At 72.6% G+C, this 26,576-nt stretch carries 28 protein-coding genes and 1 riboswitch; of the genes, 22 read left to right on the top strand and 6 right to left on the bottom strand.

From position 1 onward, the window contains the following. Positions 1 to 269 precede the first annotated feature (269 nt). Positions 270 to 1,697, bottom strand: a complete 1,428-nt coding sequence (locus AB4880_RS15760; protein WP_367920164.1) for an alpha,alpha-trehalose-phosphate synthase (UDP-forming) — start codon at positions 1,695 to 1,697, stop codon at positions 270 to 272. Positions 1,698 to 1,771: 74 nt separating this feature from the next. Between AB4880_RS15760 and AB4880_RS15755 the strand changes: the two genes are divergently transcribed. From AB4880_RS15755 to AB4880_RS15725, 7 genes are all read left to right on the top strand, one after another. Continuing rightward, complete coding sequence (locus AB4880_RS15755) at positions 1,772 to 3,022, top strand: sensor histidine kinase (RefSeq protein ID WP_367920163.1); 1,251 nt, start codon at positions 1,772 to 1,774, stop codon at positions 3,020 to 3,022. Positions 3,023 to 3,033: 11 nt separating this feature from the next. Then, entirely contained in the window at positions 3,034 to 3,678 is a 645-nt protein-coding gene (locus AB4880_RS15750) for a response regulator (RefSeq protein WP_367920169.1), read from the top strand. A 76-nt stretch (positions 3,679 to 3,754) separates the two neighbouring features. Next, entirely contained in the window at positions 3,755 to 4,054 is a 300-nt protein-coding gene (napA, locus tag AB4880_RS15745) for a nucleoid-associated protein NapA (protein ID WP_367920162.1), read from the top strand. Between the two features lie 43 nt (positions 4,055 to 4,097). Then, entirely contained in the window at positions 4,098 to 4,661 is a 564-nt protein-coding gene (locus AB4880_RS15740) for a LytR C-terminal domain-containing protein (protein ID WP_367920161.1), read from the top strand. A gap of 225 nt (positions 4,662 to 4,886) precedes the next feature. Beyond that, entirely contained in the window at positions 4,887 to 5,729 is an 843-nt protein-coding gene (otsB, locus tag AB4880_RS15735) for a trehalose-phosphatase (protein ID WP_367920160.1), read from the top strand. A 109-nt stretch (positions 5,730 to 5,838) separates the two neighbouring features. Beyond that, a riboswitch (SAM riboswitch) is annotated at positions 5,839 to 5,977 on the top strand. A 10-nt stretch (positions 5,978 to 5,987) separates the two neighbouring features. Next, a complete protein-coding gene (gene thrC / locus AB4880_RS15730; RefSeq protein ID WP_367920159.1) occupies positions 5,988 to 7,307 on the top strand; it encodes a threonine synthase in 1,320 nt (439 codons plus the stop codon). A 32-nt stretch (positions 7,308 to 7,339) separates the two neighbouring features. After that, positions 7,340 to 7,618, top strand: coding sequence for a MoaD/ThiS family protein (locus AB4880_RS15725; protein ID WP_367920158.1), 279 nt, complete (start codon positions 7,340 to 7,342; stop codon positions 7,616 to 7,618). A 68-nt stretch (positions 7,619 to 7,686) separates the two neighbouring features. Here the strand turns inward: AB4880_RS15725 and AB4880_RS15720 are convergent, their stop codons facing one another. The 3 genes from AB4880_RS15720 to AB4880_RS15710 form a co-directional block, all read right to left on the bottom strand. Beyond that, positions 7,687 to 8,901, bottom strand: coding sequence for an RNA polymerase sigma factor (locus AB4880_RS15720; RefSeq protein WP_367920157.1), 1,215 nt, complete (start codon positions 8,899 to 8,901; stop codon positions 7,687 to 7,689). 16 nt (positions 8,902 to 8,917) lie between these two features. Then, the gene (locus tag AB4880_RS15715; RefSeq protein ID WP_367920156.1) at positions 8,918 to 9,289 is read right to left on the bottom strand and encodes a YciI family protein; all 372 of its coding nucleotides are present in this window, start codon (positions 9,287 to 9,289) and stop codon (positions 8,918 to 8,920) included. A 137-nt stretch (positions 9,290 to 9,426) separates the two neighbouring features. Further along, positions 9,427 to 11,016, bottom strand: a complete 1,590-nt coding sequence (locus tag AB4880_RS15710) for an AMP-binding protein (protein ID WP_367920155.1) — start codon at positions 11,014 to 11,016, stop codon at positions 9,427 to 9,429. Positions 11,017 to 11,085: 69 nt separating this feature from the next. Between AB4880_RS15710 and AB4880_RS15705 the strand changes: the two genes are divergently transcribed. The 11 genes from AB4880_RS15705 to AB4880_RS15655 all read left to right on the top strand — a co-directional run bounded on the left by AB4880_RS15705 (position 11,086) and on the right by AB4880_RS15655 (position 20,880). Further along, complete coding sequence (locus tag AB4880_RS15705; RefSeq protein ID WP_367920154.1) at positions 11,086 to 11,553, top strand: OsmC family protein; 468 nt, start codon at positions 11,086 to 11,088, stop codon at positions 11,551 to 11,553. A gap of 172 nt (positions 11,554 to 11,725) precedes the next feature. Next, a complete protein-coding gene (locus AB4880_RS15700) occupies positions 11,726 to 12,565 on the top strand; it encodes an SGNH/GDSL hydrolase family protein (protein WP_367920153.1) in 840 nt (279 codons plus the stop codon). After that, positions 12,562 to 13,419 (top strand): ATP-grasp domain-containing protein, encoded by an 858-nt coding sequence (locus tag AB4880_RS15695; RefSeq protein WP_367920152.1) that lies wholly within the window; start codon positions 12,562 to 12,564, stop codon positions 13,417 to 13,419. Before AB4880_RS15700 ends, AB4880_RS15695 begins: the two co-directional genes overlap by 4 nt. Before the next feature lie 101 nt (positions 13,420 to 13,520). Then, positions 13,521 to 15,149 (top strand): chaperonin GroEL, encoded by a 1,629-nt coding sequence (groL, locus tag AB4880_RS15690; protein WP_367920151.1) that lies wholly within the window; start codon positions 13,521 to 13,523, stop codon positions 15,147 to 15,149. A gap of 167 nt (positions 15,150 to 15,316) precedes the next feature. Continuing rightward, entirely contained in the window at positions 15,317 to 15,643 is a 327-nt protein-coding gene (locus AB4880_RS15685) for a cupin domain-containing protein (RefSeq protein ID WP_367920150.1), read from the top strand. Then, positions 15,640 to 16,191: a nucleotidyltransferase family protein gene (locus tag AB4880_RS15680; protein WP_367920149.1), complete on the top strand. Its 552-nt coding sequence runs from the start codon at positions 15,640 to 15,642 to the stop codon at positions 16,189 to 16,191. Before AB4880_RS15685 ends, AB4880_RS15680 begins: the two co-directional genes overlap by 4 nt. Positions 16,192 to 16,198: 7 nt before the next feature. After that, positions 16,199 to 16,399, top strand: coding sequence for a hypothetical protein (locus tag AB4880_RS15675; RefSeq protein ID WP_367920148.1), 201 nt, complete (start codon positions 16,199 to 16,201; stop codon positions 16,397 to 16,399). Between the two features lie 87 nt (positions 16,400 to 16,486). Beyond that, entirely contained in the window at positions 16,487 to 17,365 is an 879-nt protein-coding gene (locus tag AB4880_RS15670) for an AAA family ATPase (RefSeq protein ID WP_367920147.1), read from the top strand. Then, the gene (locus AB4880_RS15665; protein WP_367920146.1) at positions 17,362 to 18,498 is read left to right on the top strand and encodes a vWA domain-containing protein; all 1,137 of its coding nucleotides are present in this window, start codon (positions 17,362 to 17,364) and stop codon (positions 18,496 to 18,498) included. The genes AB4880_RS15670 and AB4880_RS15665 overlap by 4 nt, the downstream gene beginning before the upstream one ends. Further along, positions 18,491 to 19,609 carry an XdhC family protein gene (locus tag AB4880_RS15660; protein ID WP_367920145.1) on the top strand — a complete coding sequence of 373 codons (1,119 nt, stop codon included), beginning with the start codon at positions 18,491 to 18,493 and terminating at the stop codon, positions 19,607 to 19,609. Before AB4880_RS15665 ends, AB4880_RS15660 begins: the two co-directional genes overlap by 8 nt. A 32-nt stretch (positions 19,610 to 19,641) precedes the next feature. Continuing rightward, positions 19,642 to 20,880 carry a transcriptional regulator gene (locus tag AB4880_RS15655; RefSeq protein WP_367920144.1) on the top strand — a complete coding sequence of 413 codons (1,239 nt, stop codon included), beginning with the start codon at positions 19,642 to 19,644 and terminating at the stop codon, positions 20,878 to 20,880. Positions 20,881 to 20,890: 10 nt separating this feature from the next. On the opposite strand, the gene AB4880_RS26110 is transcribed toward AB4880_RS15655, so the two are convergent. Beyond that, a complete protein-coding gene (locus AB4880_RS26110; RefSeq protein ID WP_379228005.1) occupies positions 20,891 to 21,247 on the bottom strand; it encodes a hypothetical protein in 357 nt (118 codons plus the stop codon). A 27-nt stretch (positions 21,248 to 21,274) separates the two neighbouring features. After that, positions 21,275 to 22,081 carry a hypothetical protein gene (locus AB4880_RS15645; protein ID WP_367920170.1) on the bottom strand — a complete coding sequence of 269 codons (807 nt, stop codon included), beginning with the start codon at positions 22,079 to 22,081 and terminating at the stop codon, positions 21,275 to 21,277. A 138-nt stretch (positions 22,082 to 22,219) separates the two neighbouring features. On the opposite strand from AB4880_RS15645, the gene AB4880_RS15640 reads away from it, so the two are divergent. From AB4880_RS15640 to AB4880_RS15625, 4 genes are all read left to right on the top strand, one after another. Continuing rightward, positions 22,220 to 22,705: a (2Fe-2S)-binding protein gene (locus AB4880_RS15640; RefSeq protein WP_367920143.1), complete on the top strand. Its 486-nt coding sequence runs from the start codon at positions 22,220 to 22,222 to the stop codon at positions 22,703 to 22,705. Further along, positions 22,702 to 25,164: a xanthine dehydrogenase family protein molybdopterin-binding subunit gene (locus tag AB4880_RS15635; protein ID WP_367920142.1), complete on the top strand. Its 2,463-nt coding sequence runs from the start codon at positions 22,702 to 22,704 to the stop codon at positions 25,162 to 25,164. The genes AB4880_RS15640 and AB4880_RS15635 overlap by 4 nt, the downstream gene beginning before the upstream one ends. Further along, complete coding sequence (locus AB4880_RS15630) at positions 25,161 to 26,018, top strand: FAD binding domain-containing protein (protein ID WP_367920141.1); 858 nt, start codon at positions 25,161 to 25,163, stop codon at positions 26,016 to 26,018. The genes AB4880_RS15635 and AB4880_RS15630 overlap by 4 nt, the downstream gene beginning before the upstream one ends. Before the next feature lie 9 nt (positions 26,019 to 26,027). Further along, on the top strand, positions 26,028 to 26,576 hold a 549-nt coding region (locus AB4880_RS15625; RefSeq protein ID WP_367920140.1), incomplete at its 3' end, for an SRPBCC family protein.

The following is a 26,576-nucleotide window of genomic DNA, read 5'->3' as shown; positions in this document are numbered from 1 at the left end:
GCCGCGGGTCTGCAGGCGGCTCGGGTGGTCGCGGCGGGCGCGGCGGCGCCGGTGCGGCCGGCGGGCGCGGGGGCCGGCGGAAGAACGACGACGACCAGTACGACGAGCAGGACCTCTTCGACGACGGCAGCGACTGGCTCGACGACGAGGGCACGGCGCCCGGCGTCCTCGGCTGATCCTCCTCCGCCGGGATCCTCGTCCCACCCGGCATTCCTGTCGCGAAATCGGCGATTTCACGACACGGATGCCGGGTGAGACCCCGGCCCGGCTCAGGAGCGAGTGGCGGGGCGCACCGTCTTCGAGTGGCTGTGCTCGACGTCCGTCAGCTCCGTCATGAAGCTGTCGGCCCACGCCTTCACGTCGTGCTGGGCGATCTGGCGACGCATCGCGCGCATCCGGCGGGTGAGCTCCTTGGGCTCGGCCCCGTAGGCCTCGAGCAGGGCAGCCTTCATGCCGTTCATGTCGTACGGGTTGACCAGCCAGGCCTGGCGCAGCTCGTCGGCGGCGCCGGCGAACTCGGAGAGGACGAGCGCGCCGTCCTCGTCGGTGCGGCAGGCGACGTACTCCTTGGCGACCAGGTTCATCCCGTCGCGGTACGGCGTCACGACCATCACGTCCGCGGCCCGGTAGAGGGCCGCCATCTCCTCGCGCGGGTACGACGTGTGCAGATAGCTGATCGCCGGCCGCCCGATCCGCCCCAGGTCGCCGTTGAGCCGTCCGACCAGGCGCTCGATGTCGTCGCGCAGGTTGCGGTAGTGCTCGACCCGCTCCCGCGACGGGACGGCGACCTGCACGAAGACCGCGTCGTCGACGGTGAGCGCGCCGTCGCTGATCAGCTCGCCGAAGGCGCGCAGCCGGGCGTAGATGCCCTTGGTGTAGTCGAGCCGGTCGATGCCGAGGAAGATCTTCTTCGGGTTGCCGAGCGCCTCGCGGATCGCGTCCGCGCGGTCGCGGACGGCGGGGGAGTTGGCGAGCTCCTCGAAGCCGGCGGCGTCGATCGAGATCGGGAAGGCGGCGGCGCGGACGGTGCGGCCGTCGGGCAGGTAGACCAGGTCGCGGTGGGTCTTGTGGCCGACCCGCTGGCGGACCAGGCGGATGAAGTTCTGGGCGGCGCCGGGCAGCTGGAAGCCGATCAGGTCGGCGCCGAGCAGTCCCTCGAGGATCTGCCGGCGCCACGGGAGCTGCTGGAAGAGCTCGGCCGGCGGGAACGGGATGTGCAGGTAGAAGCCGATCCGCAGGTCGGGGCGCAGCTCGCGGAGCATCTGCGGCACCAGCTGCAGCTGGTAGTCGTGCACCCACACGGTGGCGTTCGGAGCGGCCAGCTCGGCGGCCGACTCGGCGAATCGCCGGTTGACCTTGACGTAGGTGTCCCACCACTCGCGGTGGAACTCCGGCTTGGCGACGACGTCGTGGTAGAGCGGCCACAGGGTGCCGTTGGAGAAGCCCTCGTAGTGCTCCTCGATCTCGTCGGCCGTCATCGACAGCGGCACCAGGTCGAGACCGTCGATCTTCAGCGGCTTGAGGCGCTGGCCGGTGCCGCCGGGCCAGCCGATCCAGACCCCGTCGTGGGCACGCATCACGGGCTCGATCGCGGACACGAGTCCGCCGGGGGAGCGCCGCCAGGCGGCCTTCCCCCTGGCGTCGGTGACGCGGTCGACGGGCAGGCGGTTGGCGACGATCACGAGGTCATGGCCCACGCGCTCACCCTAGACGGCGAAGTGTCGGGCTGGCTGGATGGTCGGTGGAGCGGGCGATCCCTAGCGTGGTGGCCATGAACCCCCTGCGCCGCCTGCTCCCCGACACGGCCTACGCGATCTCCGCGCTGGTGCTGGCCGTCCCTGCCTTCTCCATCGCGATCGCGGGCCTCGCCGCCGGGCTCGGTACGGCGGTCGTGGCCGGCCTCGGGCTCGTCGTCCTCGTCGGCACCGTGTACGTCGCCCGCGGGTTCGCGCACGTCGAGCGGCTCCGCCTCTCCGGGATGCTCGGGGTCGCGGCGCCGCGGCCGTCGTACCTGCGGGCGCAGCCGGGCCGCGGCCGGGTGCACGCGCTGCTGACGCCGCTGCGCGACACGCAGTCGTGGCTCGACGTCCTGTGGAGTGTGGTCGGCTTCGTGACCGGGATCTTCGCGTTCGTGCTGACCGTGAGCTGGTGGGCGCTGGTGCTGGGCGGGCTGACGTACTGGTTCTGGCAGCAGTACCTCCCGTTCGACGACGCCGACAACCTCACCCTCGCCGAGATCCTCGGGCTCGGGCACGGCCGGCGGCCGGAGTCGCTGCTCTATCTGGCGATCGGCGCGCTGGCGACATTGGCGCTGCCGTTCGTGGTCCGCTTCGCGGCCGCCGTCCACGCCGGGACGGCGCGGGTGCTGCTGTGCAGCCGTGCCGAGCTGCAGGCGCGGATGGGCGTGATCGAGGAGAGCCGGGCGTCGGCGCACCGGGCCGAGGCGCAGTCGCTGCGCCGGCTGGAGCGCGACATCCACGACGGCCCGCAGCAGCGGCTGATCCGGCTCGGCATGGACCTCGGCCGGGCCCGCCACCAGCTCGCGAACGACCCGGCGACCGCGGCCGAGACGCTCGACTCCGCCGTCGCGCAGACGCGGGAGGCGGTCGAGGAGCTGCGCGCCCTCTCCCGCGGGATCGCCCCGCCGCTCCTGGTCGACCGCGGGCTGGCCGCGGCGGTGGAGGAGATGGCGTCAGGGCAGGCGTTCCCGGTGACGGTCGCGGTCGACGTCCCGCGCGAGCTGCCGGTGGCGGCCGAGACGACGGCGTACTTCGTGGTCGCCGAGGCGCTGACCAATGTCGCCAAGCACAGCCAGGCGAGTCGCGCCCACATCGCGGTGGCGCAGCGCGAGGGATCGCTCGTGGTGACCGTCGACGACGACGGCCACGGCGGTGCCCGGCTCGCGCCGGGTCGCGGACTTGCCGGATTGCGGGAGCGACTGGCCGGCGTCGAGGGAGCCCTCGAGGTGGCCTCCCCGGAGGGCGGTCCCACGCGGCTGCTCGCCACCGTGCCACTGTCGTGAGCATGACGAGCCTGAGGATCGTGGTCGCCGACGACTCCGTGCTGCTGCGCGAGGGGCTGCAGCTGCTGCTCGCCGAGGCCGGCCACGAGGTCGTGGCGGCGGTCGGCGACGGGCCGTCGTACGTCGACGCGATGCTCGCGCACCGCCCCGACCTCGGCATCGTCGACGTCCGGATGCCGCCCAGCCACACCGACGAGGGGCTGCGCGCGGCGGTCGCCGTACGGCGGGCGTGGGCGGAGGCGCCGGTCCTCGTCCTCTCGCAGTACGTCGTCGCGTCGTACGCCGACGAGCTGCTCGCCACCGGCGCGACGGGCGTCGGCTACCTGCTCAAGGACCGGGTGAGCGAGGTGGGGGAGTTCCTCGCCTCGCTCGACACCGTGGCCGGCGGCGGGACGGCGCTCGACCCGCTCGTCGTCCGCCAGCTCCTGGAGCGGCGCGGCGACCCGGTCCACGCGCTCACGCCGCGCGAGCGCGAGGTTTTGACGCTGATGGCCGAGGGACGGTCGAATGTCGCGGTCGCCGAGGCGATGACGGTCACCCTCGGAGCCGTCGAGAAGCACACCCAGCGGATCTTCGCCAAGCTCGGTCTCCCGCCCGACGACGACCAGTCCCACCGCCGGGTGCTGGCCGTGCTGCGCTTCCTGCGCGCCGAATGACATCGATGTGATTCGCGGGTTACAGTGGCACCTGAAGACTTGTCGGATGTGCCACCCCGAGTGTCGAGGAGACCGGATGAACGCCGAGCGCAGCCAGGAGGCCGCCGGTGGCGCGGCCGTCCCCGGAAGCCTGAGCGAGCGCGACACCCAGATCCTGGAGTTCGAGCGCCAGTGGTGGAAGTACGCCGGCGCCAAGGAGTCGGCGGTGCGCGAGCAGTTCGACATGAGTGCCACCCGCTACTACCAGGTGCTCAACGCCCTGATCGACCGTCCCGAGGCGCTCGCCGCCGACCCGCTGCTGGTCCGCCGTCTGCGCCGCCTCCGCTCCCAGCGGCAGCGCCAGCGCTCGGCCCGCCGGCTGGGCTTCGAGATCTGACCGACCGGCCCGTCCGGCCCACCGTCCACCCAGAGAGGCGGCCATGACCTTCCCCACCTGGTCCTCCACTCGCACCCACGACGAGCGCGGCGCCGTCCTGCCCTCGCCCGTGGTGCTGCTCAGCATCGTCGCCGTCGCCCTCGCCGCGATCGCCTTCGTCGCCACCCGCGGCGACCACGCGCCCGAGCGCGACATCTCCGCCACCAAGGCCGCCGCCACGCCGACCGGCTCCGCCACGGCCGGTGACGGCACCGCCACCGGCCAGCCCTCCGACGGCACCTCCGACCGGCCTTCCGCCGAGGCGAAGCCGACGCCCAAGCCCGTCGTCCGCGCCGACCACGCCGTCGTCGTCTTCAACAACACCCGGATCACCGGCCTCGCCAGCCGGGTCGCCGACCGGGTCAAGCAGGCCGGCTGGCGGGTCGCCGCGGCCGACAACTGGTACGGCACCGTCCCGGCGACCACCGTCTACTTCCCCAAGGGCAAGAAGGCCGTCGCCGAGCAGCTCGCGCTCGACCTCGGTGTCGCCCGCGTGCTCCCCGCCGACACGAGCAGCGACATGAGCTCGACCAACCTCACCCTGATCCTCACCGGCGAGTTGGACTAGTCCGTCTCGCCGAGCGCGTCTCCGACGCGGAGGGGGGCAGCAAGCTGCCAGGGCGCGTCTCCCGCCGCGCTGCCGGCCTGCTCTCCGGGCCGAGCGCGTCTCCGACGCGGAGGGGGCAGCAAGCTGCCAGGGGCGCGTCTCCCGCCGCGCTGCCGGCCTGCTCTTCGGGCCGAGCGTTCACCTACCCGTCACCAACCCGAACGGGCGACGTGATGGGATGGGGCGATGAGGTTCCCCACCGATGAGGGCCGCCAGAGGTACGACGCGCTCGTCCGCGCCGCGCCCCGGACGGTCGTGGGCCTGGACTTCGACGGCACCCTCGCGCCGATCGTCGACGACCCCGCGCAGGCGCACATCCACCCAGATGCGGCCGGCGTCCTGCTCGAGCTGGCCCGCGAGGTCGCCGCGATCGCGGTGATCACCGGCCGGCCCGCCCGGCAGGCGCTCGACCTCGGCGGCCTCGAGGAGGTCGGCGACGAGCTCGCGGCCGAGGGCAAGGAGCTGTTCGTCTTCGGCCAGTACGGCAACGAGCGCTGGAGCTCGCAGCACCGTCGGATCGCGGCGCCGCGACCGCCACGCGGGCTGGCGACCTTCGAGCGCGACCTGCCGCGGGCGCTGCGCTCGGCCGACGCTGCCGATGCCTACGTCGAGGACAAGGGGCTCGCGGTCGCCGTCCACACCCGGCGGCTGGCCGACCCCGACGGCGCCTTCCACCGGCTGCTGCCGCCGCTGCAGGCCCTCGCCCAGCGCCACGGGCTCGTGCTCGAGCCGGGTCGCGCGGTGATCGAGGTCCGCTCGCCCGGCTCGCACAAGGGGATGGTCGTCGACCGGCTCGCCGCCGTCACCGACGCCGAGGGCTTCCTGTTCGCCGGCGACGACCTCGGCGACGTCGAGGCGTTCGAGGCGGTCGAGGCACTGCGCCAGGAGGGGCTGGCGACGCTGCGGGTCTGTTCGGCGTCCAGCGAGGAGAGCGCCCTGATCGCGCTGTCGGACGTCGTCGTCCGCGGACCGGACGGCGTCCTCGAGCTGCTCCGCGAGTTGGCCCGGGACGCCCGCGCCCTCCGCTGACCGCGCGCCGGTCTCGTGCCTGACCTCGCAGGTCTCAATATGTGGACATCTGTCTCGAATGTCGGGATCTCGATTGGGAGATCGCCGGGGCTCGCCCTTAGGCTGTCCGTGCTCATCCAGAGGGACTGAGGGAACGGCCCTGAGAAGTCCCGGCAACCGCCGCGAACTCCCGTCGACCTGCCTGCAGGCGACGTCGCGGAAACGGTGCCAAATCCGACCCGCGCGAGAGTCGCCGGGACAGATGAGAAGGAGGAATCCATGAGCGCCGTTGTGACCGATGCGAAGCAGCGTGGGAGCGAAGCGACCGATCGCAAGTCGGAGACGACCACCCCCACCCAGCCGGGGCTGCGCGAGGGCGCCTTCGGCAATGCGACGGCGCTGTCCTGTCGCGAGTGCGGCCACCAGGTCGCCCTGGGCCCGTTCTATGCCTGCCCCGAGTGCTTCGGCCCGCTCGAGATCACCTACGACTTCCCGCAGGTCACCCGCGAGGAGATCGAGGCCGGCCCGCGCAACATCTGGCGCTACAAGGCGCTGCTGCCGGTGCCGAGCGACATCGAGACCAGCCCCAACACCGAGCCCGGCTTCACCCGGCTGCTCAAGGCCGACAACCTGGGCCGCGAGCTCGGCATCGCCAACCTGTGGGTGAAGGACGACACCACCAACCCGACCAACTCCTTCAAGGACCGGGTCGTCGCCTGCGCGCTCAGCGCCGCCCGCGAGCTCGGCGCCAAGGTCTTCGCCTGCCCCTCGACCGGCAACCTGGCCAACGCGGTCGCCGCCGCGGGCGCCCGGGCCGGCATCAAGACCGTCGTCTTCATCCCGAGCAACCTCGAGCACCCCAAGCAGGTCAACTCGGCGATCTTCACCGACGGACTGGTCGCCGTCGACGGCAACTACGACGACGTCAACAAGCTCGCCTCCGAGATCGCCGGCGAGGAGGAGGGCTGGGCGTTCGTCAACGTCAACGTCCGCCCCTACTACGCCGAGGGCTCCAAGACGATCGGCTACGAGATCGCCGAGCAGCTCGGCTGGCGCCTGCCCGACCAGGTCGTCATCCCGGTCGCGTCCGGTTCGCAGCTGACCAAGGTCGACAAGGCCTTCCAGGAGCTGATCAAGCTCGGCCTGGTCGAGGACAAGCCCTACAAGATCTTCGGCGCCCAGGCCACCGGCTGCGGCCCCGTCGCGACCGCCTTCAAGGCCGGCACCGACGCGATCCGCCCGGTCAAGCCCGACACCATCGCCAAGAGCCTCGCGATCGGCAACCCGGCCGACGGCATCTACGTCCTCGACATCGCCCGCCGTACCGGTGGCGCCGTCGAGGAGGTCACCGACGACGAGATCCGCGCCGGCATCGTGCTCCTTGCCCGCACCGAGGGCATCTTCGCCGAGACCGCGGGTGGCACGACCACCGCCGTCACCAAGAAGCTCGTCGAGACCGGCCAGCTCGACCCCACCCTCGAGACCGTCGTCGTCAACACCGGCCACGGCCTGAAGACCCTCGACGCGATCGCCGACCAGGTCGGCGCGGCGGCCACCATCGCCCCGAGCTACAAGGCGTTCAAGGCCACCGGCATCTGAGCACCACCCACCGAGCAGAAGAGAGCGGCACCATGGCAGTCAGCGTCCGGATCCCCACCATCCTGCGCACCTACACCGGCGGCGAGTCCGAGGTGAGCGCGACCGGCGCCAACCTCGCCGAGATCCTCGACGACCTCGACGCCAACTACGCGGGCATCAAGGGCCGGATCCTCGACGAGGACGGCAAGCTGCGCCGGTTCGTCAACGTCTACGTCAACAACGACGACGTCCGCTTCGAGCAGGACCTCGCCACCCCGACGCCCGACGGCGCCGAGGTCTCGGTGATCCCCGCGGTCGCCGGCGGCTGCTGATCTCCCGTCGTACCGGACGATTCGGTCGCATTTCCGGGCGAAAAGCGACCGATTCGTCCGGTACGACGTCAACCCAGTGACCGACGCCGGGTCCGCAAGTGCGCGGACTCGGCGTCGTTCGCACACAGGGCCAGGGCGGTGTCGTAGGAGCGGCGCGCCTCGTCGACCCGGCCCAGCCGGGCGAGCAGCTCGGCCCGGACCGCCGGCAGGCGGTGTCCCGGCAGTGCCACCCCGTCCAGGGCCGCGAGCCCAGCGGCCGCGCCGTCCCGCTCGGCGACGGCCACGGCCCGGTTGAGGCGGACGACGGGGGAGGGGCGCAGGGCCAGCAGCTCGTCGTACCGCTCGACGATGCGGTCCCACCGGGTCTCGCCCGGCGTCGGCGCGATCGCGTGCTCGGCGGCGATCAGCGCCTGCAGCAGGTACGGCGCCGGCGCCGCCGTCGCCAGCGGCCGCAGCAGGTCGAGGGCCTCGCGGGTCTCGTCGGCGTGCCACCGGGAGCGATCCTGGTCGGGCAGCAGCACCAGCCGGCCGTCGACCACCCGCGCGTCGCGGCGGGCGTGCTGCAGGATCATCAGGGCGAGCAGCGCGTCCAGCTCGTCGTACCGCGTGGGGAGCAGGGCGCGCAGCACGCGCACCAGCCGGACCGCCTCGCCGGCGATGTCCGCGCGCAGCACGTCGGCGCCCGAGCCGGACGCATAGCCGCTGGTGAACGCCAGGTAGGCGATGTCGGCGACGACGTCGACGCGGGCGCCCAGTTCGTCCGGAGGCGGTACGGCGAAGCGCGCGCCGGCGAGCTTCTTGCGGGCGCGGGTCAGCCGGGCGGCCATGGTCGCGGTCGGCACCAGGAAGAGCCGCGCGATGTCGTCGGTCGGCACGCCCAGGACCAGCCGCAGGGTCAGCGCCGCGGCGGCCTCGCGGGACAGCGCCGGGTGGGCGCAGAGCAGCACGAGGCGCAGTCGCTCGTCCACGACCACCTCCCGCTCCGAGGGCGCCGCGACCACGCGCCGCGCCTGCTCCTGCGCCGACGCCTCGACCTCGAGCAGCGGCACCTTCCGCAGCGCGACGGCCTCGGTGCGCAGCGCGTCGGTGACCCGTCGGCGGGCCGCCGTGAGCAGCCAGCCGGCGGGATTGCCGGGCACGCCGGCCTCGGGCCAGGTGCGCGCCGCCGCCTCGAAGGCGTCCGCCAGCCCGTCCTCGGCAAGGTCGACCCGGCGGCACCACGCGACGAGCAGGGCCAGCAGCCGGCCCCACTCCTCGCGCAGGACGCGTTCGAGCGGCTCCACGTCGTCCCGGTCGGGATCAGGCCTCGTGGTCGACGTGGTCGACCGCGGCCCGGACCTCCACGCCGGCGCCGCCCGGCTGGGCGAGGACCGCGCAGATCTCCAGCAGGTCGTCGAGGTCGTCGCTCTCGACGGAGTAGAAGCCGCCGAGCTGCTCGACGGACTCGACGTACGGGCCTTCGGTGACGGCGACCGTGCCGTCGGCGCCGCGGCGCACGATCCGGGCGGTCGCGGCGCGGGTCAGCTCGGCGCCGCCGGTCGCCTTGTGCCCGCGCTCCTCGAGCAGGCGGCTGAACTCGGCGTGCTGGGCGTACATGGCCGCTCGCTCCTCGTCGGTGGCAGCGGCCCAGCGGCTCTCGTCGCCGGTCAGGAGTACGACGTACGTGGTCATCGGGATCATCTCCTCAAGGGATGGGGTGAGTCTGACACCTCGATGACGGGCGAGCGACGGGCGAATCGACGCTGTCACCCGGCATGACTGCTCCGATCTCCGCGAACTGCGGGCAGGAATGCCGGGTGAGACGTGGATCAGCCCAGCAGCTGCGCCGCGAGCGCCGCGCTGGCCGGGTAGTCGACCTTGCTGACCGGCGTGCGCGGCACCTCCTCGATGAACAGGATGGTCTTCGGCACCTTGTAGTTGGAGATCAGCGCGCGGCAGTGGTCGCGCAGCTGCTCGTCGGTGATCGTCGAGCCGGCCCGACGCTGCACCAGCGCGGTGACCTGCTGGCCCCAGCGCTCGTGCGGGGTGCCGACGACGACCGCGTCGAAGACCTCCTCGTGGCGCAGCAGCACCGCCTCGACCTCCTCGGGGTGCACCTTCTCGCCGCCGGTGTTGATGCACACCGAGCCGCGGCCCAGGACGGTGACCGTGCCGTCGTCCTCGCGGCGGGCGAAGTCGCCGGGGATCGCCCAGCGCACGCCGTCGATCTCCTTGAAGGTGGCGGCGGTCTTGACCGGGTCCTTGTAGTAGCCGAGGGGCACCGGGCCCGAGCGGCCGAGCATGCCGTCGACGCCCACCGGGCACGGCTTGAAGTCGGCGTCGAAGACCTCGATCTGGTCGGAGACGTCGAAGCGCGGGGCGCTCTGGGCGCCGCCCGAGCCGTCGTCCATCCGGGAGCCGGAGGCGCCGGACTCGGAGGAGCCGTAGGAGTCGAGGATGAAGCGGCCGGGCAGGGCGCGGCGGATCTCCTCGCGTACGCCGTCCGAGAGCGGCGCCGCGCCGTTGGAGACGGCGACCAGACTGGAGAGGTCCCAGCGGTCGGGCTCGGCGAGGATCGCCTCCGCGACCGGGCGGCCCATCGCGTCGCCGAGGAAGGTCAGCGAGACGACCTTCGCCTTCTCGACCAGGTCGAGCACGCCCTCGGCGGAGAAGTGCGGCTCGGTGAAGAGCGCGACGGTCTGGCCGGCGACGTGGCCGTTGCCGAGGATCCACTGGCTGCCGCCGTGCATCATCGGCCCGCAGGCGAGCAGCACCATCGGGCTCGGGTTGGCCACCGCCTCGGCGGTGAGCTGCTCGACCGACTCGAGCGGGGCGCCGTAGCGGGCGGCGTTGAGGGCGGCGCGGAGCAGGTCCTCGTTGCGCCACACGACGCCCTTGGGGTAGCCGGTGGTGCCGCCGGTGTAGAGGACGTAGCGGTCGTCGGCGGTGCGGCCGGTGACCGGGCGCTCGGGGGACGCGGCGGCGAGCGCGGCGTCGTACTCGTCGCCCAGGACGATCGTGTGCCGCAGCGTCGGGAGGTCGAGCTCGGCGAGCGCGTCGACGTACTCGGGGGCGACGATGGCGGCGACGCAGTCGGCGTTGTCGTAGAGATAGGCGAGCTCGTCGCGCAGGTACTTGTAGTTGATGTTGATCGGGACCGCCCGGGCCTTGAGGCAGCCGTAGAGCGCGTCGACCCACTCGATCCGGTTGGGGGAGTGGACGGCGACGTGCTCGCCCGGCTGCACGCCGAGGCCGATCAGGTGGTTGGCCAGCCGGGTGGCGCGCTCGTCGATCTCGGCGAAGGTCCACACCTGGTCGCCGGTGTGGACGGCGACGCGGTCGGGCAGGGCGTCGGCCATCGCCTCGAGCACGTCGGCGAGGTTGAGCGGGCGCGTCGTGGGCTCGGTGGTGGGGGTCACAGGAGAAGAGTGCCAAACTAGAACAAGTTCTCGCCAGCATCCGTCCCACTGGGTCGTCATGATGGGGGCGTGACCAACCATCACTACGCCCTCGACCTGGTCTGGCAGGGCAACCGCGGCACCGGCACCAGCGGCTACCGCGACTACGACCGCACCGTGCTGCTCACCGCCGCCGGCAAGCCCGACCTGCTCGGCTCCGCCGACCCGACCTTCCGTGGCGACGCCGCCCGCTGGAACCCCGAGGAGCTGCTCCTCGCCGCGCTCGCCCAGTGCCACCTGCTGTCGTACCTGCACTCCGCGGTCAACCACGGCGTCGTGGTCACCGCCTACGACGACAGCCCCGTCGGCACCATGGAGCAGGTCGGCCAGGGCGGCCGGTTCACGTCGGTCACGCTGCGCCCGCGGGTCATCGTCGCCGAGGCGAGCATGGTCGAGGTGGCGCGCGCGATCCACGGCGAGGCGAGCACCAACTGCTTCATCGCGGCGTCGGTGAGCTTCCCGGTCGGCCACGAGCCGACCATCCTCGTCGCCGGCTGATCGCCCAGGCGCTGCCGAGCGCCGCGGCGAGGGTGGGGACGCCTCGCACCCGGCATTCCGGTCGTGAAATCGCCCGAAACCCGACCGGAATGCCGGGTGAGACGCTCCACCCGCCACCCAGGCGAAACCGGGAGGCCACGATCCGTTCAGTCCGGTCTGGTTCAAAGCAGCCATGAGCCGTACCCGCAAGGCCCTGGTCGCCGCCGGCGTCGCCCTCGCCGGGGTCGGGGTCACCACCGGCGGTGGCCGCGAGCTGCTGCGCCGTCAGGCCGTGATCGCGCGTGCCCGGATCGGAAAGCCGCTGGGGGAGGACGCGATCCCGGCCGACAAGGTCTGGAAGCGCAAGTCGTACGACGGCCCGCCGCTCCACCTGCTCGTCCTCGGCGACTCGATCGCCGCCGGCCTCGGCGCGGAGCGGCCCAAGGACACGCTCGGCGCGCGGGTCGCGCGCGGCCTCGCCGGAGCCGTACGACGTCCGGTCGCGCTGCGCACCGCGGCCGTCGTCGGCTCCGAGACGTCGGCGCTCGCCGACCAGCTCGACGCGCTGCCCAGCGACTACCGCGCCGACGTCGCGGTGATCGTGATCGGCGGCAACGACGTGACCCACCGGGTGCCGGTGGCGACGTCCGCGGCCCAGCTGGAGGAGGCCGTGGTCCGGCTCCGCGAGCGGGGGACCGAGGTCGTCGTCGGGACCTGCCCGGACCTCGGGGCGCTGCGCCCGGTGCCGCAGCCGCTGCGGTCGCTCGGGTCGCGGATGTCGCGCCAGCTCGCGGCGGCGCAGGCCGAGGTCGCCGTACGGAACGGGGCGCACGCGGTCTCGCTCGCGCACGTGGTCGGGCCGTTCTTCATCACCAACCCCGACGAGATGTTCAGCCTCGACCGCTTCCACCCGAGCGCGCTGGGCTACAAGCGGACCGCGCAGGCGCTGCTGCCGTCGGTGCTGGTCGCGCTCGGCTACGAGGAGCGGGCGCCGTTCGGGCATCACGCCCCGCGACCTACCGTGGGCGGATGACCTCCCTCCTGCTGGCCACGTTCGACCTGATGCCCGACGGCGAGCCGGGCGGCGAGGCGCTGCCGGCCGCGTTCGCTGCGCACGGGATCGAGGCCCGCTGGGTGCGCTGGGACGACCCGGCGGTCGACTGGGCCGCGGCTGACGCGGTCGGCGTCCGCTCGGCCTGGGACTACCACCGCCGCCTGCCCGCCTTCCTCGCCTGGGCGCGGGAGGTCGAGGCGGCGACGACGCTGCTCAACGGCGCCGACGTCTTCGCATGGAACGCCGACAAGGCCTATCTCCTCGAGCTCGCCGACGTCGTGCCGACCGTCCCGACCGACCTCCTCGACGACGCCGACCTCGCGGGCGGCCTGGCCAAGGCGCTCGACCGCTGGGGGAGCGTGGTCATCAAGCCGCGCACCGGCGCCGGTGGGGTGGGCCTGGTGGTCGCCGAGAGCGTCGCCGACCCGCGGCTCGAGGGACTGGTCGCCGGCCCCTGGATCGTGCAGCCGGTCGTCGACTCCGTCCGGACGACGGGGGAGTCGTCGGTCTACGTCTTCGGCGGCGTCGCGGTGGCGCAGGTCGACAAGGTCGCGGCAGCCGGCGAGGTCCGCGTGCACGAGCTGTACGGCGGCCGCAGCCGGCCGGTCGCACTCGACCCGGAGCGGGCCACGGTCGCGGCGGACGCGGTACGGACGGCGGCGCAGCGACGCGGCGCCGACCTGGTCTACGCGCGCGTCGACCTGATGCGCTGGCAGGACGCCTGGGTGGTCAGCGAGCTGGAGCTGATCGAGCCGGGGCTCTACCTCGACGTCGCCCCGGCCAACGCCGACCGCTTCGCGGCCGCGGTGGCGGGTCGTCTCGGACGGCTGTGAGCCGTCTTCTCCTTGCACTCGCCATGGTCGAGTGCTAAACATGATGCTGGCACTCTCGCCTTGAGAGTGACAACGGACATCGCGAAGGAATCGCAGGAGTTATGTCGAAGCTGATTGCTTTCAACGAGGAGGCCCGCCGCGGTCTCGAGCGTGGCATGAACACGCTCGCGGACGCCGTCAAGGTCACCCTGGGCCCCAAGGGCCGCAACGTCGTTCTGGAGAAGAAGTGGGGCGCCCCCACGATCACCAACGACGGTGTCTCCATCGCCAAGGAGATCGAGCTCGAGGACCCCTACGAGAAGATCGGCGCCGAGCTGGTCAAGGAGGTCGCGAAGAAGACGGACGACGTCGCCGGTGACGGTACGACGACCGCGACCGTCCTCGCCCAGGCGCTGGTCCGCGAGGGTCTGCGCAACGTGGCCGCCGGTGCCAACCCGATGGGCCTCAAGCGGGGCATCGAGGCCGCTGTCGCCGCAGTCTCCGAGCAGCTCCTCGGCATGGCCAAGGACGTCGAGACGCGCGAGCAGATCGCCGCCACCGCCACCATCTCCGCCGGTGGCGACGCCACCGTCGGCGACGCCATCGCCGAGGCGATGGACAAGGTCGGCAAGGAGGGCGTGATCACGGTCGAGGAGTCGAACACCTTCGGCATCGACCTCGAGCTCACCGAGGGCATGCGGTTCGACAAGGGCTACATCTCGGCCTACTTCGTCACCGACCCCGAGCGCATGGAGACCGTCCTCGAGGACGCCTACGTGCTCATCGCCAACAGCAAGATCAGCAACGTCAAGGACCTGCTGCCGCTGCTGGAGAAGGTCATGCAGTCGGGCAAGCCGCTCGTCATCATCGCCGAGGACGTCGACGGCGAGGCGCTGTCGACCCTGGTCGTCAACAAGATCCGCGGCACCTTCAAGTCCGTCGCCGTCAAGGCCCCGGGCTTCGGCGACCGCCGCAAGGCCATGCTGCAGGACATCGCGATCCTGACCGGCGGCCAGGTCATCTCCGAGGAGGTCGGCCTCAAGCTCGAGACCGCCGGTGTCGAGCTGCTGGGCCAGGCCCGCAAGGTCGTCATCACCAAGGACGAGACCACCATCGTCGAGGGCGCGGGCGACCAGGGCCAGATCGAGGGCCGGGTCAACCAGATCCGCGCCGAGATCGAGTCCTCCGACTCCGACTACGACCGCGAGAAGCTGCAGGAGCGCCTCGCCAAGCTGGCCGGCGGCGTGGCCGTCATCAAGGTCGGCGCGGCCACCGAGGTCGAGCTCAAGGAGCGCAAGCACCGCATCGAGGACGCCGTCCGCAACGCCAAGGCCGCCGTCGAGGAGGGCATCCTCCCGGGGGGTGGCGTCGCGCTGGTCCAGGCCGCCGCGACCGCGTTCGAGAAGCTCGAGCTCGAGGGCGACGAGGCCACCGGTGCGTCGATCGTCAAGGCGTCGGTGTCGGCCCCGCTCAAGCAGATCGCCATCAACGCCGGCCTCGAGGGCGGCGTCGTCGCGGAGAAGGTCGCGAACCTTCCCGCCGGCCAGGGCCTCAACGCGGCCACGGGCGAGTACGTCGACCTGCTGGCCTCCGGCATCATCGACCCGGCCAAGGTCACCCGTTCGGCGCTGCAGAACGCCGCGTCGATCGCCGCGCTGTTCCTCACCACCGAGGCCGTCGTGGCCGACAAGCCGGAGAAGTCCGCCCCGATGGGCGACCCGACCGGTGGCATGGGCGGCATGGACTTCTGAGTTCGTCCGCACCACCGCTTCACCCACAGGGCCCTCGCTTCGGCGGGGGCCCTGTGGCATTTCGCTCGTGGGGGTCGTGTGCCCCAGAACGTCTCTGGACGGGTTCTCAGGCACACGACTCCGCGCACGCCTCGCTTCGCCGGGGGCCCTGTGGCATGTTCGGGGTCATGGACGGCACCTCCCTGTACGCGCTGGCCGAGGCCCAGCTCGAGATCGCCCGGACGGCCACGAGCGGTCGCGCCGCGGTCACCGTCTACGGCGGCCACGAGCACCGGCTGCGCCAGACCCTCATCGCGCTGTGCGCCGGCACCCGCCTCGGCGAGCACGACGCGCCCGACGAGGCGACGCTCCTGGTGATCGACGGCGACGTCGCCCTCCACGCCGGCTCCCAGGTCTGGAACGGCCACGCCGGCGACCACGTGATCCTCCCGCCGCAGCGCCACGACCTCGAGGCGATCAGCGACTCCGCCGTCCTGCTCACCGTCGCCACGTGAGCGTGCACGGTCTCCTGCTCGCGGCCGGCGCGGGCAGCCGGATGGGCATGCCCAAGGCACTGGTCCGCGACGACGCCGGCGTCTCGTGGCTGACCCGCTCGGTCGCGGTGCTGCGCGCCGGCGGCTGTGCGGCGGTCACGGTCGTGCTGGGGGCCGCGGCCGACGAGGCGGCGGCGCTGCTGGCAGGGGACGACGACGTCGCCGTCGTCCGGTCGGCGGACTGGGCGTCCGGTATGGGCGCCTCGCTCGCGGCCGGCCTGACGTCGCTCGCCGACGTCGACGCGGACGCCGCACTCGTCCATCTCGTCGACCTGCCCGACGTCACCGCCGAGGTCGTCGCGCGGGTGCTTGCCGCCGGAGCGCCCCTCGCCCGGGCGTCGTACGACGGCAAGCCGGGCCACCCGGTCCTGCTCGGCCGCGAGCACTGGGCCGGCGTGATCGAGAGCGCGGCGGGGGACCAGGGCGCGCGCGCCTACCTCGCCTCCCGAGAGGTGCTGCTCGTCGAGTGCGGGGACCTGGCGACCGGCGTCGACGTCGACCGGCGATGATGGACCGATGAGCTCGGGTACGCAGGGACGGAACGTGTCGGCCGGGATGCGGCTGCTGATCATCATGGGCTGCGTCGTCGTCGGCGGTGCCATCGCGACGTTGCTGGCGATCGCCCTCGGTGCGCCGGAGCCCGTCGAGATCGTCGCGCGGGTGGTGGGTGTCCTCTGCGGCTACCTCGGCTCCCAGGTGATCCTGCAGCGGCGCTGAGATTCTTCCGGAACCGGACAACGCCGGCCGTAGCAATTGGCACTACTTGCCAACCACCCGCCAACGACCGCGGCCTAGCCTGGGTGCATGGACACCCGTGTCGCCGATCTGGCGCGCCGCCTGGAGGACACCGGCTACCTCTGCGACGACGAGCTGGCGACCGTGCTGTTCCTGTCGTTGGAGATGCGCCGGCCGCTGCTGCTCGAGGGCGAGCCCGGCACCGGCAAGACGGCGCTGGCCGAGGCGATCGCGCAGTCGCTCGACCAGCCGCTGATCCGGCTGCAGTGCTACGAGGGCATCGACGCGACGCAGGCGCTCTACGACTGGGACTTCCCGCGCCAGATCCTCCACCTGCGCGCGCTCGAGGCGCTGTCCGACGCCACCAAGGGTGACGTCGAGGAAGCCGAGAAGAGCCTGTACGACGAGCGCTTCCTGCTCGCGCGCCCCGTGCTCGCCGCGCTGCAGAAGGCTCCGGCGGTGTTGCTGATCGACGAGGTCGACCGGGCCGACGACGAGTTCGAGGCCTTCCTGCTGGAGGTGCTGTCGACCTTCCAGGTGACCATCCCCGAGCTCGGGACGGTGCAGGCCGCGACGCCGCCGACCGTGGTCCTCACCTCCAACCGGACGCGCGAGCTGCACGACGCGCTCAAGCGCCGCTGCCTCTACCACTGGATCGACCACCCCGGCTTGGAGCGGGAGGTGGCGATCGTCCGCTCGCGCGCGCCCGAGGTCCGCGTGACGCTCGCGCGCCAGGTGGTCGAGGTGGTCCAGCAGCTGCGTGCCGGGTCCGACCTGCTCAAGCCGCCGGGTGTCGCCGAGACGCTCGACTGGGCGCGCGCGCTCCACCACCTCGGCACCACCGAGCTCGACGTCGAGACCGCGGCGCGGACTCTCGGGGCGCTGGTGAAGTACCGCGACGACGCCGAGCGGGTGCGGGCCGCGCTCGACCGGATGCTCGCGCGATGACCACGGCCACGCCGGCACCGGATCTCGTCCACGACGCCGACGAGATCCTGCTCGGCTTCGCCACCGCGCTGCGGGCGGCCGGCGTCGCGGTCACCCAGGACCGCACCCGGGCCTACCTCGACGCCGTCACGCTCGTCGGACTCGGCGACCGCGCCGCGACCCGCGCCGCCGGCCGGGCGACGCTGTGCGCGACGCCGGAGGACCTCGAGCGCCACGACCGGGTCTTCGAGGAGTGGTTCAGCCGCGACAACGTGACGCCGATGCTGCGCCCGCGGACCGCGCGGCAGCAGCCGACCGCGGCGCTGCTGCCCGACGACCAGGCCGCCGGCTCCGGCGGACCCGACGAGGACGACGACCCGGTCAAGGCGGCGGCCAGCGCGGCCGAGATCCTGCGTCACCGCGACGTCGCGACGCTCGACCCGGTCGAGCGGATCCGGCTGGCGGGGATGTTCGCGTCGCTGCCGGTCCGGCTGCCGACCCGACCGACCGCCCGTCGTACGCCGCACCGGCGCGGGGCCGTCGACGCCTCGCGGACGCTGCGCGCGAGCCTGCGGCGGATGGGCGAGCCGGCCGAGATCCGCTACCGCCGGCACTCGGAGCGGCCGCGGCGGGTGGTGCTGCTCATCGACGTGTCGGGGTCGATGAGCGGCTACGCCGACGCGCTGCTCCGCCTCGCCCACCGGATCACCCAGGCCGGTCCCGAGCGGGTCGAGGTGTTCAGCCTCGGCACCCGGCTCACCCATCTCTCGCGCGCGCTGCGGCGCCGCGACGCCGACCGCGCGATCGCGGCGGCGGGCGACGTCGTACCGGACTGGTCGGGCGGCACCCGCCTCGGCGAGACGCTGCAGGCGTTCGTCGACCGGCACGGCCGGCGCGGGATGGCCCGCGGCGCGGTGGTCGTCATCTTCAGCGACGGCTGGGAGCGCGGCGACACCACGCTGCTCGCCGAGCAGGTCGCGCGGCTGCACCGGCTCGCGCACCGGGTCGTCTGGGTCAACCCGCACCGGGGCAAGGACGGCTATGCGCCCGTGCAGCAGGGGATCGTCGCGGTCCTGCCGCACGTCGACGCCTTCCTCGCCGGCCACTCGCTGGCGACATTCGCCGAGCTGTTGGAGGTGGTCCGTGATGCGTGAGGTGCTGCCTCAGCTGCTCACCTGGTGGGAGGCCGGCGAGACCGTCGGCATGGGCACGGTCGTCGCGACCTTCCGGTCGGCGCCGCGCCCGCCGGGCGCGTCGATGCTCGTCGGCCCCGACGCCTCGGCGGTCGGCTCGGTGTCGGGCGGCTGCGTCGAGGGCGCCGTCTACGAGCTCGCGCAGGAGGTGTCGGCCTCGGGGACGCCCGTGCTGCAGCGCTACGGCGTCTCCGACGACGACGCCTTCGCGGTCGGCCTGACGTGCGGCGGGATCCTCGACGTGTTCGTCGAGAAGGTCAACCGCGAGACCTTCCCCGAGCTCGCCGAGATCGCCGCCGACATCGACGCCGGTCGGCCGGTCGCGGTGGCCACGATCGTCGACCACCCCGACCCGTCGTACGTCGGGCGGCGGGCGATCCTGCGCCCCGACCAGAGCCCCTCGGCCAGCCTCGGCAGCGCCCGGATGGACGCCGCCGTCCAGGACGACGCCCTGGGCCTGCTCGCCGCGGGCCACAACGGAACGCTCTCCTACGGACCCGACGGCGAGCGCCGCGGCGAGGGGATGCGGGTCTTCGTGTGGGCGTTCGCGCCCGCGCCGCGGATGCTGGTGTTCGGCGCGATCGACTTCGCGGCCGCGGTGGCGCGGGTCGGCAGCTTCCTCGGCTATCACGTGACGGTGTGCGACGCGCGCCCCGTCTTCGCGACGACCAGCCGGTTCCCCGGCGCCGACGAGGTGGTCGTGGAGTGGCCGCACCGCTACCTCGCGGCCGAGCAGGAGGCCGGGCGGATCGACGCCCGGACCGTGATCGCGGTGCTGACCCACGACCCGAAGTTCGACGTACCGCTGCTGGAGGTGGCGCTGCGCCTGCCCGAGGTCGCCTACGTCGGCGCGATGGGCTCGCGGCGTACCCACGACGACCGGATGGCCCGGCTCAAGGAGGCCGGACTCACCGACGCCGAGCTGTCTGGCCTGCGCAGCCCGATCGGTCTCGACCTCGGCGCCCGCACTCCGGAGGAGACGGCGATCAGCATCGCCGCCGAGATCGTCGCCGGCCGCTGGGGCGGGTCGGGGGAGCCGCTGGGCAGCAAGGCGGGACGCATTCACGCGTGATCGGGCTCACATCGCGGGAGTAGGGTGACCGCATGACTGACCTCGACCAGCGGCGTCGGGCGGCGCTCGCTGCCTGGACGACGTTCGTCGAGGAGGGCGACTCGGCGACCGAGCTGGTCCGTCCCGAGATCCTCGACAGCTGGAACCGCTCGGGCCTGAGCGTCGCGCGCGACGTCATCCAGGCGCCGCTCGCCGACGAGTCGGAGACCCGCTCGTTCTGGAAGGGCTCGCCGCTGCAGATCGCAGTCGAGCGAGTCGAGGAGGAGCTGCGCCGTACCGCCGAGGACGGCGACCTCGTCGTCGCCGTCACCGACCCCGATACCCGCGTGCTGTGGACCTACGGCGGCCGGGTGATGCGGCGCAAGGCCGAGACCGTGAACTTCGTGATGGGCGGGCGCTGGGACGACAGCTCGGTCGGTACCAACGCCCTCGACCTCGCCAACCGCCTCGACCGCCCGGCGATGGTGTTCAGCGCCGAGCACTACGCCCCGATCGTCCACAACTGGGTGTGCTGGGCCGCGCCGCTGCACGACCCGGTGACCGGCGCCAAGCTCGGCGTCCTCGACCTCTCCACGACGTGGGACCGCACCCACCCGATCGGCCTCGCCACCGCCCGCGTGCTGGCCCGGCTGGTCGAGCAGGCGCTGCCGCACTCCGACGCCCTCACCGCCGACGCCGTCGACGACGAGGTCGACGAGCCCGGCCTGGTGCTCAGCCTGCTCGGCACCGCCGAGGCGCGCGTCGACGGCCGCCGGCTGCTGCTCAACCGCCGCCAGACCGAGATCCTCGCGCTGCTCGCCCTCCACCCCGACGGGCTCTCGCTCGACCAGCTCCACGCCATGCTGTACGGCGACCACGCGGTCACCTTCTCCACCCTCAAGGCCGAGGTCTCCCACCTGCGCCACGCCCTCGCCGGCCAGCTCGCCTCCCGCCCCTACCGCCTGCTGATGCCGATCGCCACCGACGTCGACCACGTCCTGGCCCTGCTCCGCCGCGGCGACGCGGCGGCCGCCGTCGAGGCCTACGGCGGCGACCTGCTCCCCGGCACCGAGAGCCCCGCCCTCGTCGAGATGGGCGAGTACGTCGCCGTCGCCGTCCGCGAGGCCCTCCTCGCCGACCCCCAGCCGGACGCCGTTCTGCACTACAGCGAGCTGGCGCCCTACGACACGGCGGTGCTGGAGGCGTGCCTGGCCGAGCTGGGCCGGGCCGGGCGGCTGCGGCACCCGGCGATCCCGCTGTTGAAGGCGCGGTTGGCGGTCGCGGAGGGCTGAGGGGCCCGTATCACCAGCCGGCGAGCACGTACCTCGGGTGCGGTGTCCGGAACATCCACTCCTCGGTGACGGAGATCCCGGTGAGCCACTCGAGCACGATCCACGACGAAGCGTCGATGTCGTTGTCGAAGTCGAGCCCGCGCTCCTCGGGCAGGGGCCTGCTGTCGTCCCATGCGGTGTCGATCAGCGCGTCGTCGTTGCGGACGACGACGCCGCGGCGAGCGACGAGGAGCTGGTCGAACTCACCGGTGCCGTAGGTCGCCGCGATCCCGCGGCGGCTGAGCGCACGGACCCGCTTCTTCGAGAAGAGGCCGTAGTTCGAGAAACACCACGACGCCGCCGTTCCGCGGCGCGATGCTGGCGACATAGGGCACTTCGGAGAGGTCCTCCGGCGTCAGCCGGTCCATGAGCTCCCACACCTGGCTGTCGGTGAGGTTGCCGGCGCGCTGTCGCACTGGGCCCAGCGCCCGGAGCACCTGGCCGGGAGTGAGGCCGCGCACGAAGGCCACGGCGTAGCCGTTGCTGTGGACGTCCTCCTCGACCCAGGCGTACGGCCGGTTCGGCTCCCGCAGGTCCGGCGGTCCGGGCGGCGCCGGGACGTACCGCGGTCGACGCTCGTCGAGCTCGGCGACGAGCTCGTCGGGCACCGCCCACTGCGCGGTGGCGAGGGGGCGTCACTGTCCTCGGCGGCGTACACGGCGGCCTGGAGGAAGGCGGGCATCGCGCAGTCCCGCACGCCGGCGGAGGAGTAGCCCGCATCCCCGGGCAGCAGCAGGTCGACCTCCTCGTCGGTCGTCGTGCCGGCAGCGACGGGCGGCTTGCGCCGGAGGCCGTTCTCCTCGCCCCGCGCCAGGCCGATGTCGCCGGACTCCCCACAGTTCAGCGTGATCTGCGGCGCCGGAGCCGTCCGCGATCGGTCGTTCGCGGTGCGGACCCGTACCGTCAGCCAGGCCCGGCCCGTCTCGCCGCCGACGCGAGCGTCCGAGACCGTCACGCTCAGGGATCCGCCGAGGCTCTGCCGCTCGCCGAGATCGGCGGCCTCCGGCTCCGGGTCGTCGTCGATGACGGTCACGAAGGACACGTCGTCTGCTCTCGCACTCCCGAACAGGCAGCTGATCAGCCCCCACTGCCACTCCAGCATGCCGGCGGCCACCACCACCGAGAGCAGGAGCGCGACGACATCCCGGGGAGAGCGGAACACCCGCCGAAGCCTGCCAGAAGAGGCCTCACCAGCACTGCCGAACCCAGCCATCCGGGACCCGATCCCGGTGGCCAACCACTCGCCAACCACCCCCTCCTAGCGTGATCCACGTCACGGTCCCACGCTCAAGGGAGAGTCATGACCCGGATCAGCCTGCGCGTCGACGGCCAGCAGGTCGCCGACGACGTCGAACCTCGGATGCTCCTCGTGCAGTACCTGCGCGAGAAGCTCGGCAAGACCGGCACCGTCATCGGTTGCGACACCAGCAACTGCGGCGCATGCACGGTCCACCTCAACGGCAGGAGTGTGAAGTCCTGCAACGTGCTGGCGGTCCAGGCCGATGGTGCTGAGGTCACCACGATCGAGGGGATCGCGGGCGAGGACGGCGCGCTGCACCCGGTCCAGGAGGCCTTCCGTGAGTGTCACGGCCTCCAGTGCGGGTTCTGCACGCCCGGCATGATCATGCAGAGCATCGACCTGCTCAACGACAACCCGAGCCCGTCCGAGGAGGCGATCCGGCTGGGTCTCGAGGGCAACCTCTGCCGCTGCACGGGCTATCACAACATCGTCCGCGCGGTGCAGCACGCCGCCGGTACGACGACCGAGAGCGGGGCCTCGGCATGACCGCGACGCAGGAGCCCACGGGCGCCACCACCAGCGAGATCGGTCGCGACCGCCGCCGCAAGGAGGACCAGCGCCTCATCACCGGCCGCACCCGCTGGACCGACAACATCACGCTGCCCGGGATGCTGCACCTGGCGATGGTGCGCAGCCCGTTCCCGCACGCGCGGATCACGGGCATCGACACCGAGGCCGCGAAGGGCGCCACCAACGTGGTCGCCGTCCTGACCGGCGCCGACCTCGGCGAGGCCCAGGGCGTGTGCATCAACGCGTGGCCCGTCGTCCCCGACCAGGTCACGCCGGCGCACCTGCCGATGCCGTCCGACCGGGTGTCCTTCGCCGGCGAGGTCGTCGCCGTCGTCGTGGCCCGTACGGCGGCCGAGGCGCGCGACGCCGCCGAGCTGGTCGAGGTCGACTACGAGGAGCTCCCGGCCGCGCTCGACCTCAAGGACGCCGCGACCGCTCACGAGACGGGTGGCGCGATCGCGCACCCCGACCTCGGCACCAACGTCAGCGCCGTGTGGCGCTTCGACTCGGGCGAGGCCGGCACCGGCGGCGACGTCGAGCAGGCGATCGCCGAGGCGCGCAGCAACGGCATCCTGATCGAGCGGGAGTACCGCCAGCAGCGCCTGATCCCGGCGTTCATGGAGCCGCGCAGCGTCGTCGTCGACCCGACCGGCGAGCAGATCACGGTGTGGTCGGCGACCCAGGTCCCGCACATCCTGCGGTTCGCGATGGCCGCGACGACCGGGGTGCCGGAGTCGAAGATCCGGGTGATCGCGCCCGACGTCGGCGGCGGCTTCGGCGGCAAGCTGCAGCAGACGCCGGAGGAGATGATCGCGTTCGCGGTCGCCCGCCGGCTCGGGAAGCCGGTGAAGTTCACCGAGACCCGCAGCGAGTCGCTGCTCACCGCCCACCACGGCCGCGACCAGTGGCAGCGGCTCACCCTCGCGGCGACCAAGGACGGCCACGTCACCGGCCTCAAGGTCGACCTGCTCGCCGATCTCGGCGCCTATGTCGCCATCGTGGGCGGCGGCGTCCCGGTGCTCGGCGCGTTCATGTTCAACGCGATCTACAAGTTCCCGGCCTACCAGTTCCAGACCACCAATGTCCTCACCAACAAGACCTGGACCGACGCCTACCGCGGCGCCGGCCGGCCCGAGGCGACCTTCGCGATCGAGCGGCTGATGGACGAGCTCGCGGTCGCCGTCGGCAAGGACCCGCTCGAGGTCCGCGAGATGAACTGGATCAAGCACGAGGAGTTCCCGTTCACCACGGTGGCGGGCCTGCAGTACGACTCCGGCAACTACGAGGCCGCCACCGCGCGCGCCAAGGAGATGTTCGGCTACGACGAGCTGCGCGCCGAGCAGGCCGAGCGCCGGGCCAACGGTGACAAGGTGCAGCTCGGGCTCGGCATCTCCACCTTCACCGAGATGTGCGGCCTGGCGCCGTCCCGGGTGCTCGGCTCGCTCAACTACGGAGCCGGCGGCTGGGAGCACGCCGAGGTCCGGATGCTCCCGACCGGCAAGGTCGAGATCGTCACCGGCGCCTCCGCGCACGGGCAGGGCCACGAGACCGCGTTCAGCCAGATCGCGGCCGACCGGCTCGGCGTCCCCTTCGAGGACGTCGAGGTCCTCCACGGCGACACGCAGATCTCCCACAAGGGTCTCGACACCTACGGCTCCCGCAGTCTGGTCGTCGGCGGCGAGGCCCTGGTGCGGGCGCTCGACAAGGTCATCGAGAAGGCGCGGCCGGTCGCGGCGCACCTGCTCGAGGCCTCCGCCGACGACCTGGAGTTCAGCGGCGGTCGGTTCACCGTCAAGGGCACCGACCAGGGCATGGCGATCACCGAGATCGCGACCGCCGTCTTCGCCGCGCACAACCTGCCCGACGGCATGGAGCCGTCCCTCGACTCCGAGGCGACCTACGACCCGGTCAACTTCAACTACCCCCACGGCACCCACCTGTGCGCCGTCGAGGTCGACACCGAGACCGGGCAGGTCAAGCTCCGCAAGTACGTCTGCTGCGACGACATCGGCGTCGTCATCAACCCGCTCATCGTGTCGGGCCAGGTCCACGGCGGACTGGTCCAGGGCATCGCGCAGGCGCTCTGGGAGGAGGCCGTCTACGACGACAACGGGACCCTCGTCTCCGGGTCGTTCGTCGACTACCTGCTGCCCACCGCGGCCGACACGATCAGCTTCGAGATCGACCACACGACCTCGCCGTCGACCACCAACTCGCTCGGCACCAAGGGCGTCGGCGAGGCCGGCACCATCGCCTCCACGCCGGCGGTCGTCAACGCCGTGGTCGACGCCGTACGGCACCTGGGGGTCTCCGACATCACCATGCCGTGCACGCCGGAGCGGGTCTGGCGGGCCATCCGGAGCGGCTCCTCCGGGGGCGCGACGACGGAGGCCGCGATGCCCCACTTCGACGAGACGGAAGGAGGGGTCCAGTGATCCCCGCAGCATTCGAGTACGTCGCCCCGACCTCGGTCGAGGAGGCGCTCGCGGCCCTCGCCGAGCACGGTGACGACGCGAAGATCATCGCCGGTGGTCAGAGTCTTCTTCCCGTCCTCCGGATGCGGCTCAACGCGCCCGAGTGGGTGATCGACCTCGGGCGGATCGAGAGCCTGCGCGGTGTCAGCGACCGCGGCGACCACCTCGCCATCGGCGCGATGACCACCCACCACGACGTCGGACAGGACCCGCTCGTCCACGAGCACGCGCTGCTCATCAGCAAGGCGATCACGCATCTCGCCGACGCGCAGGTCCGCCACCGCGGGACCTTCGGCGGCGCGCTCGCCCACGCCGACCCGGCCGGCGACCTCGGGGCGCCCGCGCTCGCGCTCGGCTCGACCTTCGTCGTCCAGGGCCCCGGGGGCACGCGCGAGGTCGCGGCGTCCGACTTCTTCGTCGACCTCTTCGAGACCGCGATCTCCGACGACGAGATCCTCACCGAGGTCCGGGTCCCGAAGCACGCCGGCTGGGGCGCGGCGTACGAGAAGTTCGTGCGGATCGCCCACCAGTGGCCGATCGTCGCGGTGGCGGCGACCGTCCGGATGGAGGGCGACACCATCGCGGAGGCGCGGATCGGCCTGACCAACATGGGGTCGACGCCGGTGCGGGCGGAGGCGGCCGAGCAGGCGCTGGCCGGTGTGCCCGCCACCGAGGAGGGCGTGGCCGCCGCCGCGGCGCTGGCCGCGGACGGCACCAACCCGCCGAGCGACCTCAACGGCGACGCCGACTACCGCCGCCACCTGGCGACCGTCTTGACCCGGCGGGCCGTGCTCGCCGCCGCCGGAAGGAGCTGAACCGCGCCGATGGACCTCTCCCACTCCTTCACCGTCCCGACCTCGGTCGCCGCGACCTGGGAGCACTTCCAGGACATCGGGGCGCTCGCCGAGTGCTTCCCGGGCGCGCAGGTCACCTCGGTCGGCGCGGACGACGACGGCGCGCCGACGTTCGAGGGCACCTGCAAGGTGAAGCTCGGCCCGATCGCCCTGGTGTACGCCGGATCGGGCAGGTTCGTGGAGCGCGACGAGGCCGCGCACCGGTTCGTCGTCGACGCCAAGGGCCGCGACAAACGAGGCAACGGGACGGCAGGCGCCAAGGTCACCGTGACCATGGCGCCCGCCGGCGACGACGCGACGCAGGTCGACGTCCTCACCGACCTGGCGATCACCGGCAAGCCCGCGCAGTTCGGGCGCGGGGTGATGCAGGACGTCTCCGACAAGCTGCTCGGGCAGTTCGTCGGCTGCCTCGAGCAGCGGCTCTCCGCCGAGGCCGACGGACCCGCCGCCGAGGCGGAGCCGGAGGCCCCCACCGACGCCGCGGCCGCCGGGACCGATCCCGAGCCGGGGGGCGCGGGA

The sequence above is a fragment of the Nocardioides ginsengisoli genome (assembly GCF_039537225.1).
Classification (GTDB): Bacteria; Actinomycetota; Actinomycetes; order Propionibacteriales; family Nocardioidaceae; genus Nocardioides; species Nocardioides ginsengisoli.
Note: the sequence above shows the minus strand (reverse complement) of the source record. Positions and strands in the feature narration are given on the sequence as shown.

What these genes read in the sequence shown, in the direction of transcription:
- AB4880_RS15635 (WP_367920142.1), top strand. Translation starts at nt 22,702, where the DNA reads ATGACCGCGACGCAGGAGCCCACGGGCGCCACCACCAGCGAGATCGGT.
- AB4880_RS15670 (WP_367920147.1), top strand. Translation starts at nt 16,487, where the DNA reads ATGGACACCCGTGTCGCCGATCTGGCGCGCCGCCTGGAGGACACCGGC.
- AB4880_RS15685 (WP_367920150.1), top strand. Translation starts at nt 15,317, where the DNA reads ATGGACGGCACCTCCCTGTACGCGCTGGCCGAGGCCCAGCTCGAGATC.
- otsB (WP_367920160.1), top strand. Translation starts at nt 4,887, where the DNA reads ATGAGGTTCCCCACCGATGAGGGCCGCCAGAGGTACGACGCGCTCGTC.
- AB4880_RS15660 (WP_367920145.1), top strand. Translation starts at nt 18,491, where the DNA reads ATGCGTGAGGTGCTGCCTCAGCTGCTCACCTGGTGGGAGGCCGGCGAG.
- AB4880_RS15725 (WP_367920158.1), top strand. Translation starts at nt 7,340, where the DNA reads ATGGCAGTCAGCGTCCGGATCCCCACCATCCTGCGCACCTACACCGGC.
- napA (WP_367920162.1), top strand. Translation starts at nt 3,755, where the DNA reads ATGAACGCCGAGCGCAGCCAGGAGGCCGCCGGTGGCGCGGCCGTCCCC.
- AB4880_RS15655 (WP_367920144.1), top strand. Translation starts at nt 19,642, where the DNA reads ATGACTGACCTCGACCAGCGGCGTCGGGCGGCGCTCGCTGCCTGGACG.
- AB4880_RS15715 (WP_367920156.1), bottom strand. Translation starts at nt 9,289, where the DNA reads ATGACCACGTACGTCGTACTCCTGACCGGCGACGAGAGCCGCTGGGCC.
- AB4880_RS15675 (WP_367920148.1), top strand. Translation starts at nt 16,199, where the DNA reads ATGAGCTCGGGTACGCAGGGACGGAACGTGTCGGCCGGGATGCGGCTG.
- AB4880_RS15695 (WP_367920152.1), top strand. Translation starts at nt 12,562, where the DNA reads ATGACCTCCCTCCTGCTGGCCACGTTCGACCTGATGCCCGACGGCGAG.
- AB4880_RS26110 (WP_379228005.1), bottom strand. Translation starts at nt 21,247, where the DNA reads ATGTCGCCAGCATCGCGCCGCGGAACGGCGGCGTCGTGGTGTTTCTCG.
- AB4880_RS15700 (WP_367920153.1), top strand. Translation starts at nt 11,726, where the DNA reads ATGAGCCGTACCCGCAAGGCCCTGGTCGCCGCCGGCGTCGCCCTCGCC.
- thrC (WP_367920159.1), top strand. Translation starts at nt 5,988, where the DNA reads ATGAGCGCCGTTGTGACCGATGCGAAGCAGCGTGGGAGCGAAGCGACC.
- AB4880_RS15755 (WP_367920163.1), top strand. Translation starts at nt 1,772, where the DNA reads ATGAACCCCCTGCGCCGCCTGCTCCCCGACACGGCCTACGCGATCTCC.
- AB4880_RS15740 (WP_367920161.1), top strand. Translation starts at nt 4,098, where the DNA reads ATGACCTTCCCCACCTGGTCCTCCACTCGCACCCACGACGAGCGCGGC.
- AB4880_RS15640 (WP_367920143.1), top strand. Translation starts at nt 22,220, where the DNA reads ATGACCCGGATCAGCCTGCGCGTCGACGGCCAGCAGGTCGCCGACGAC.
- groL (WP_367920151.1), top strand. Translation starts at nt 13,521, where the DNA reads ATGTCGAAGCTGATTGCTTTCAACGAGGAGGCCCGCCGCGGTCTCGAG.
- AB4880_RS15665 (WP_367920146.1), top strand. Translation starts at nt 17,362, where the DNA reads ATGACCACGGCCACGCCGGCACCGGATCTCGTCCACGACGCCGACGAG.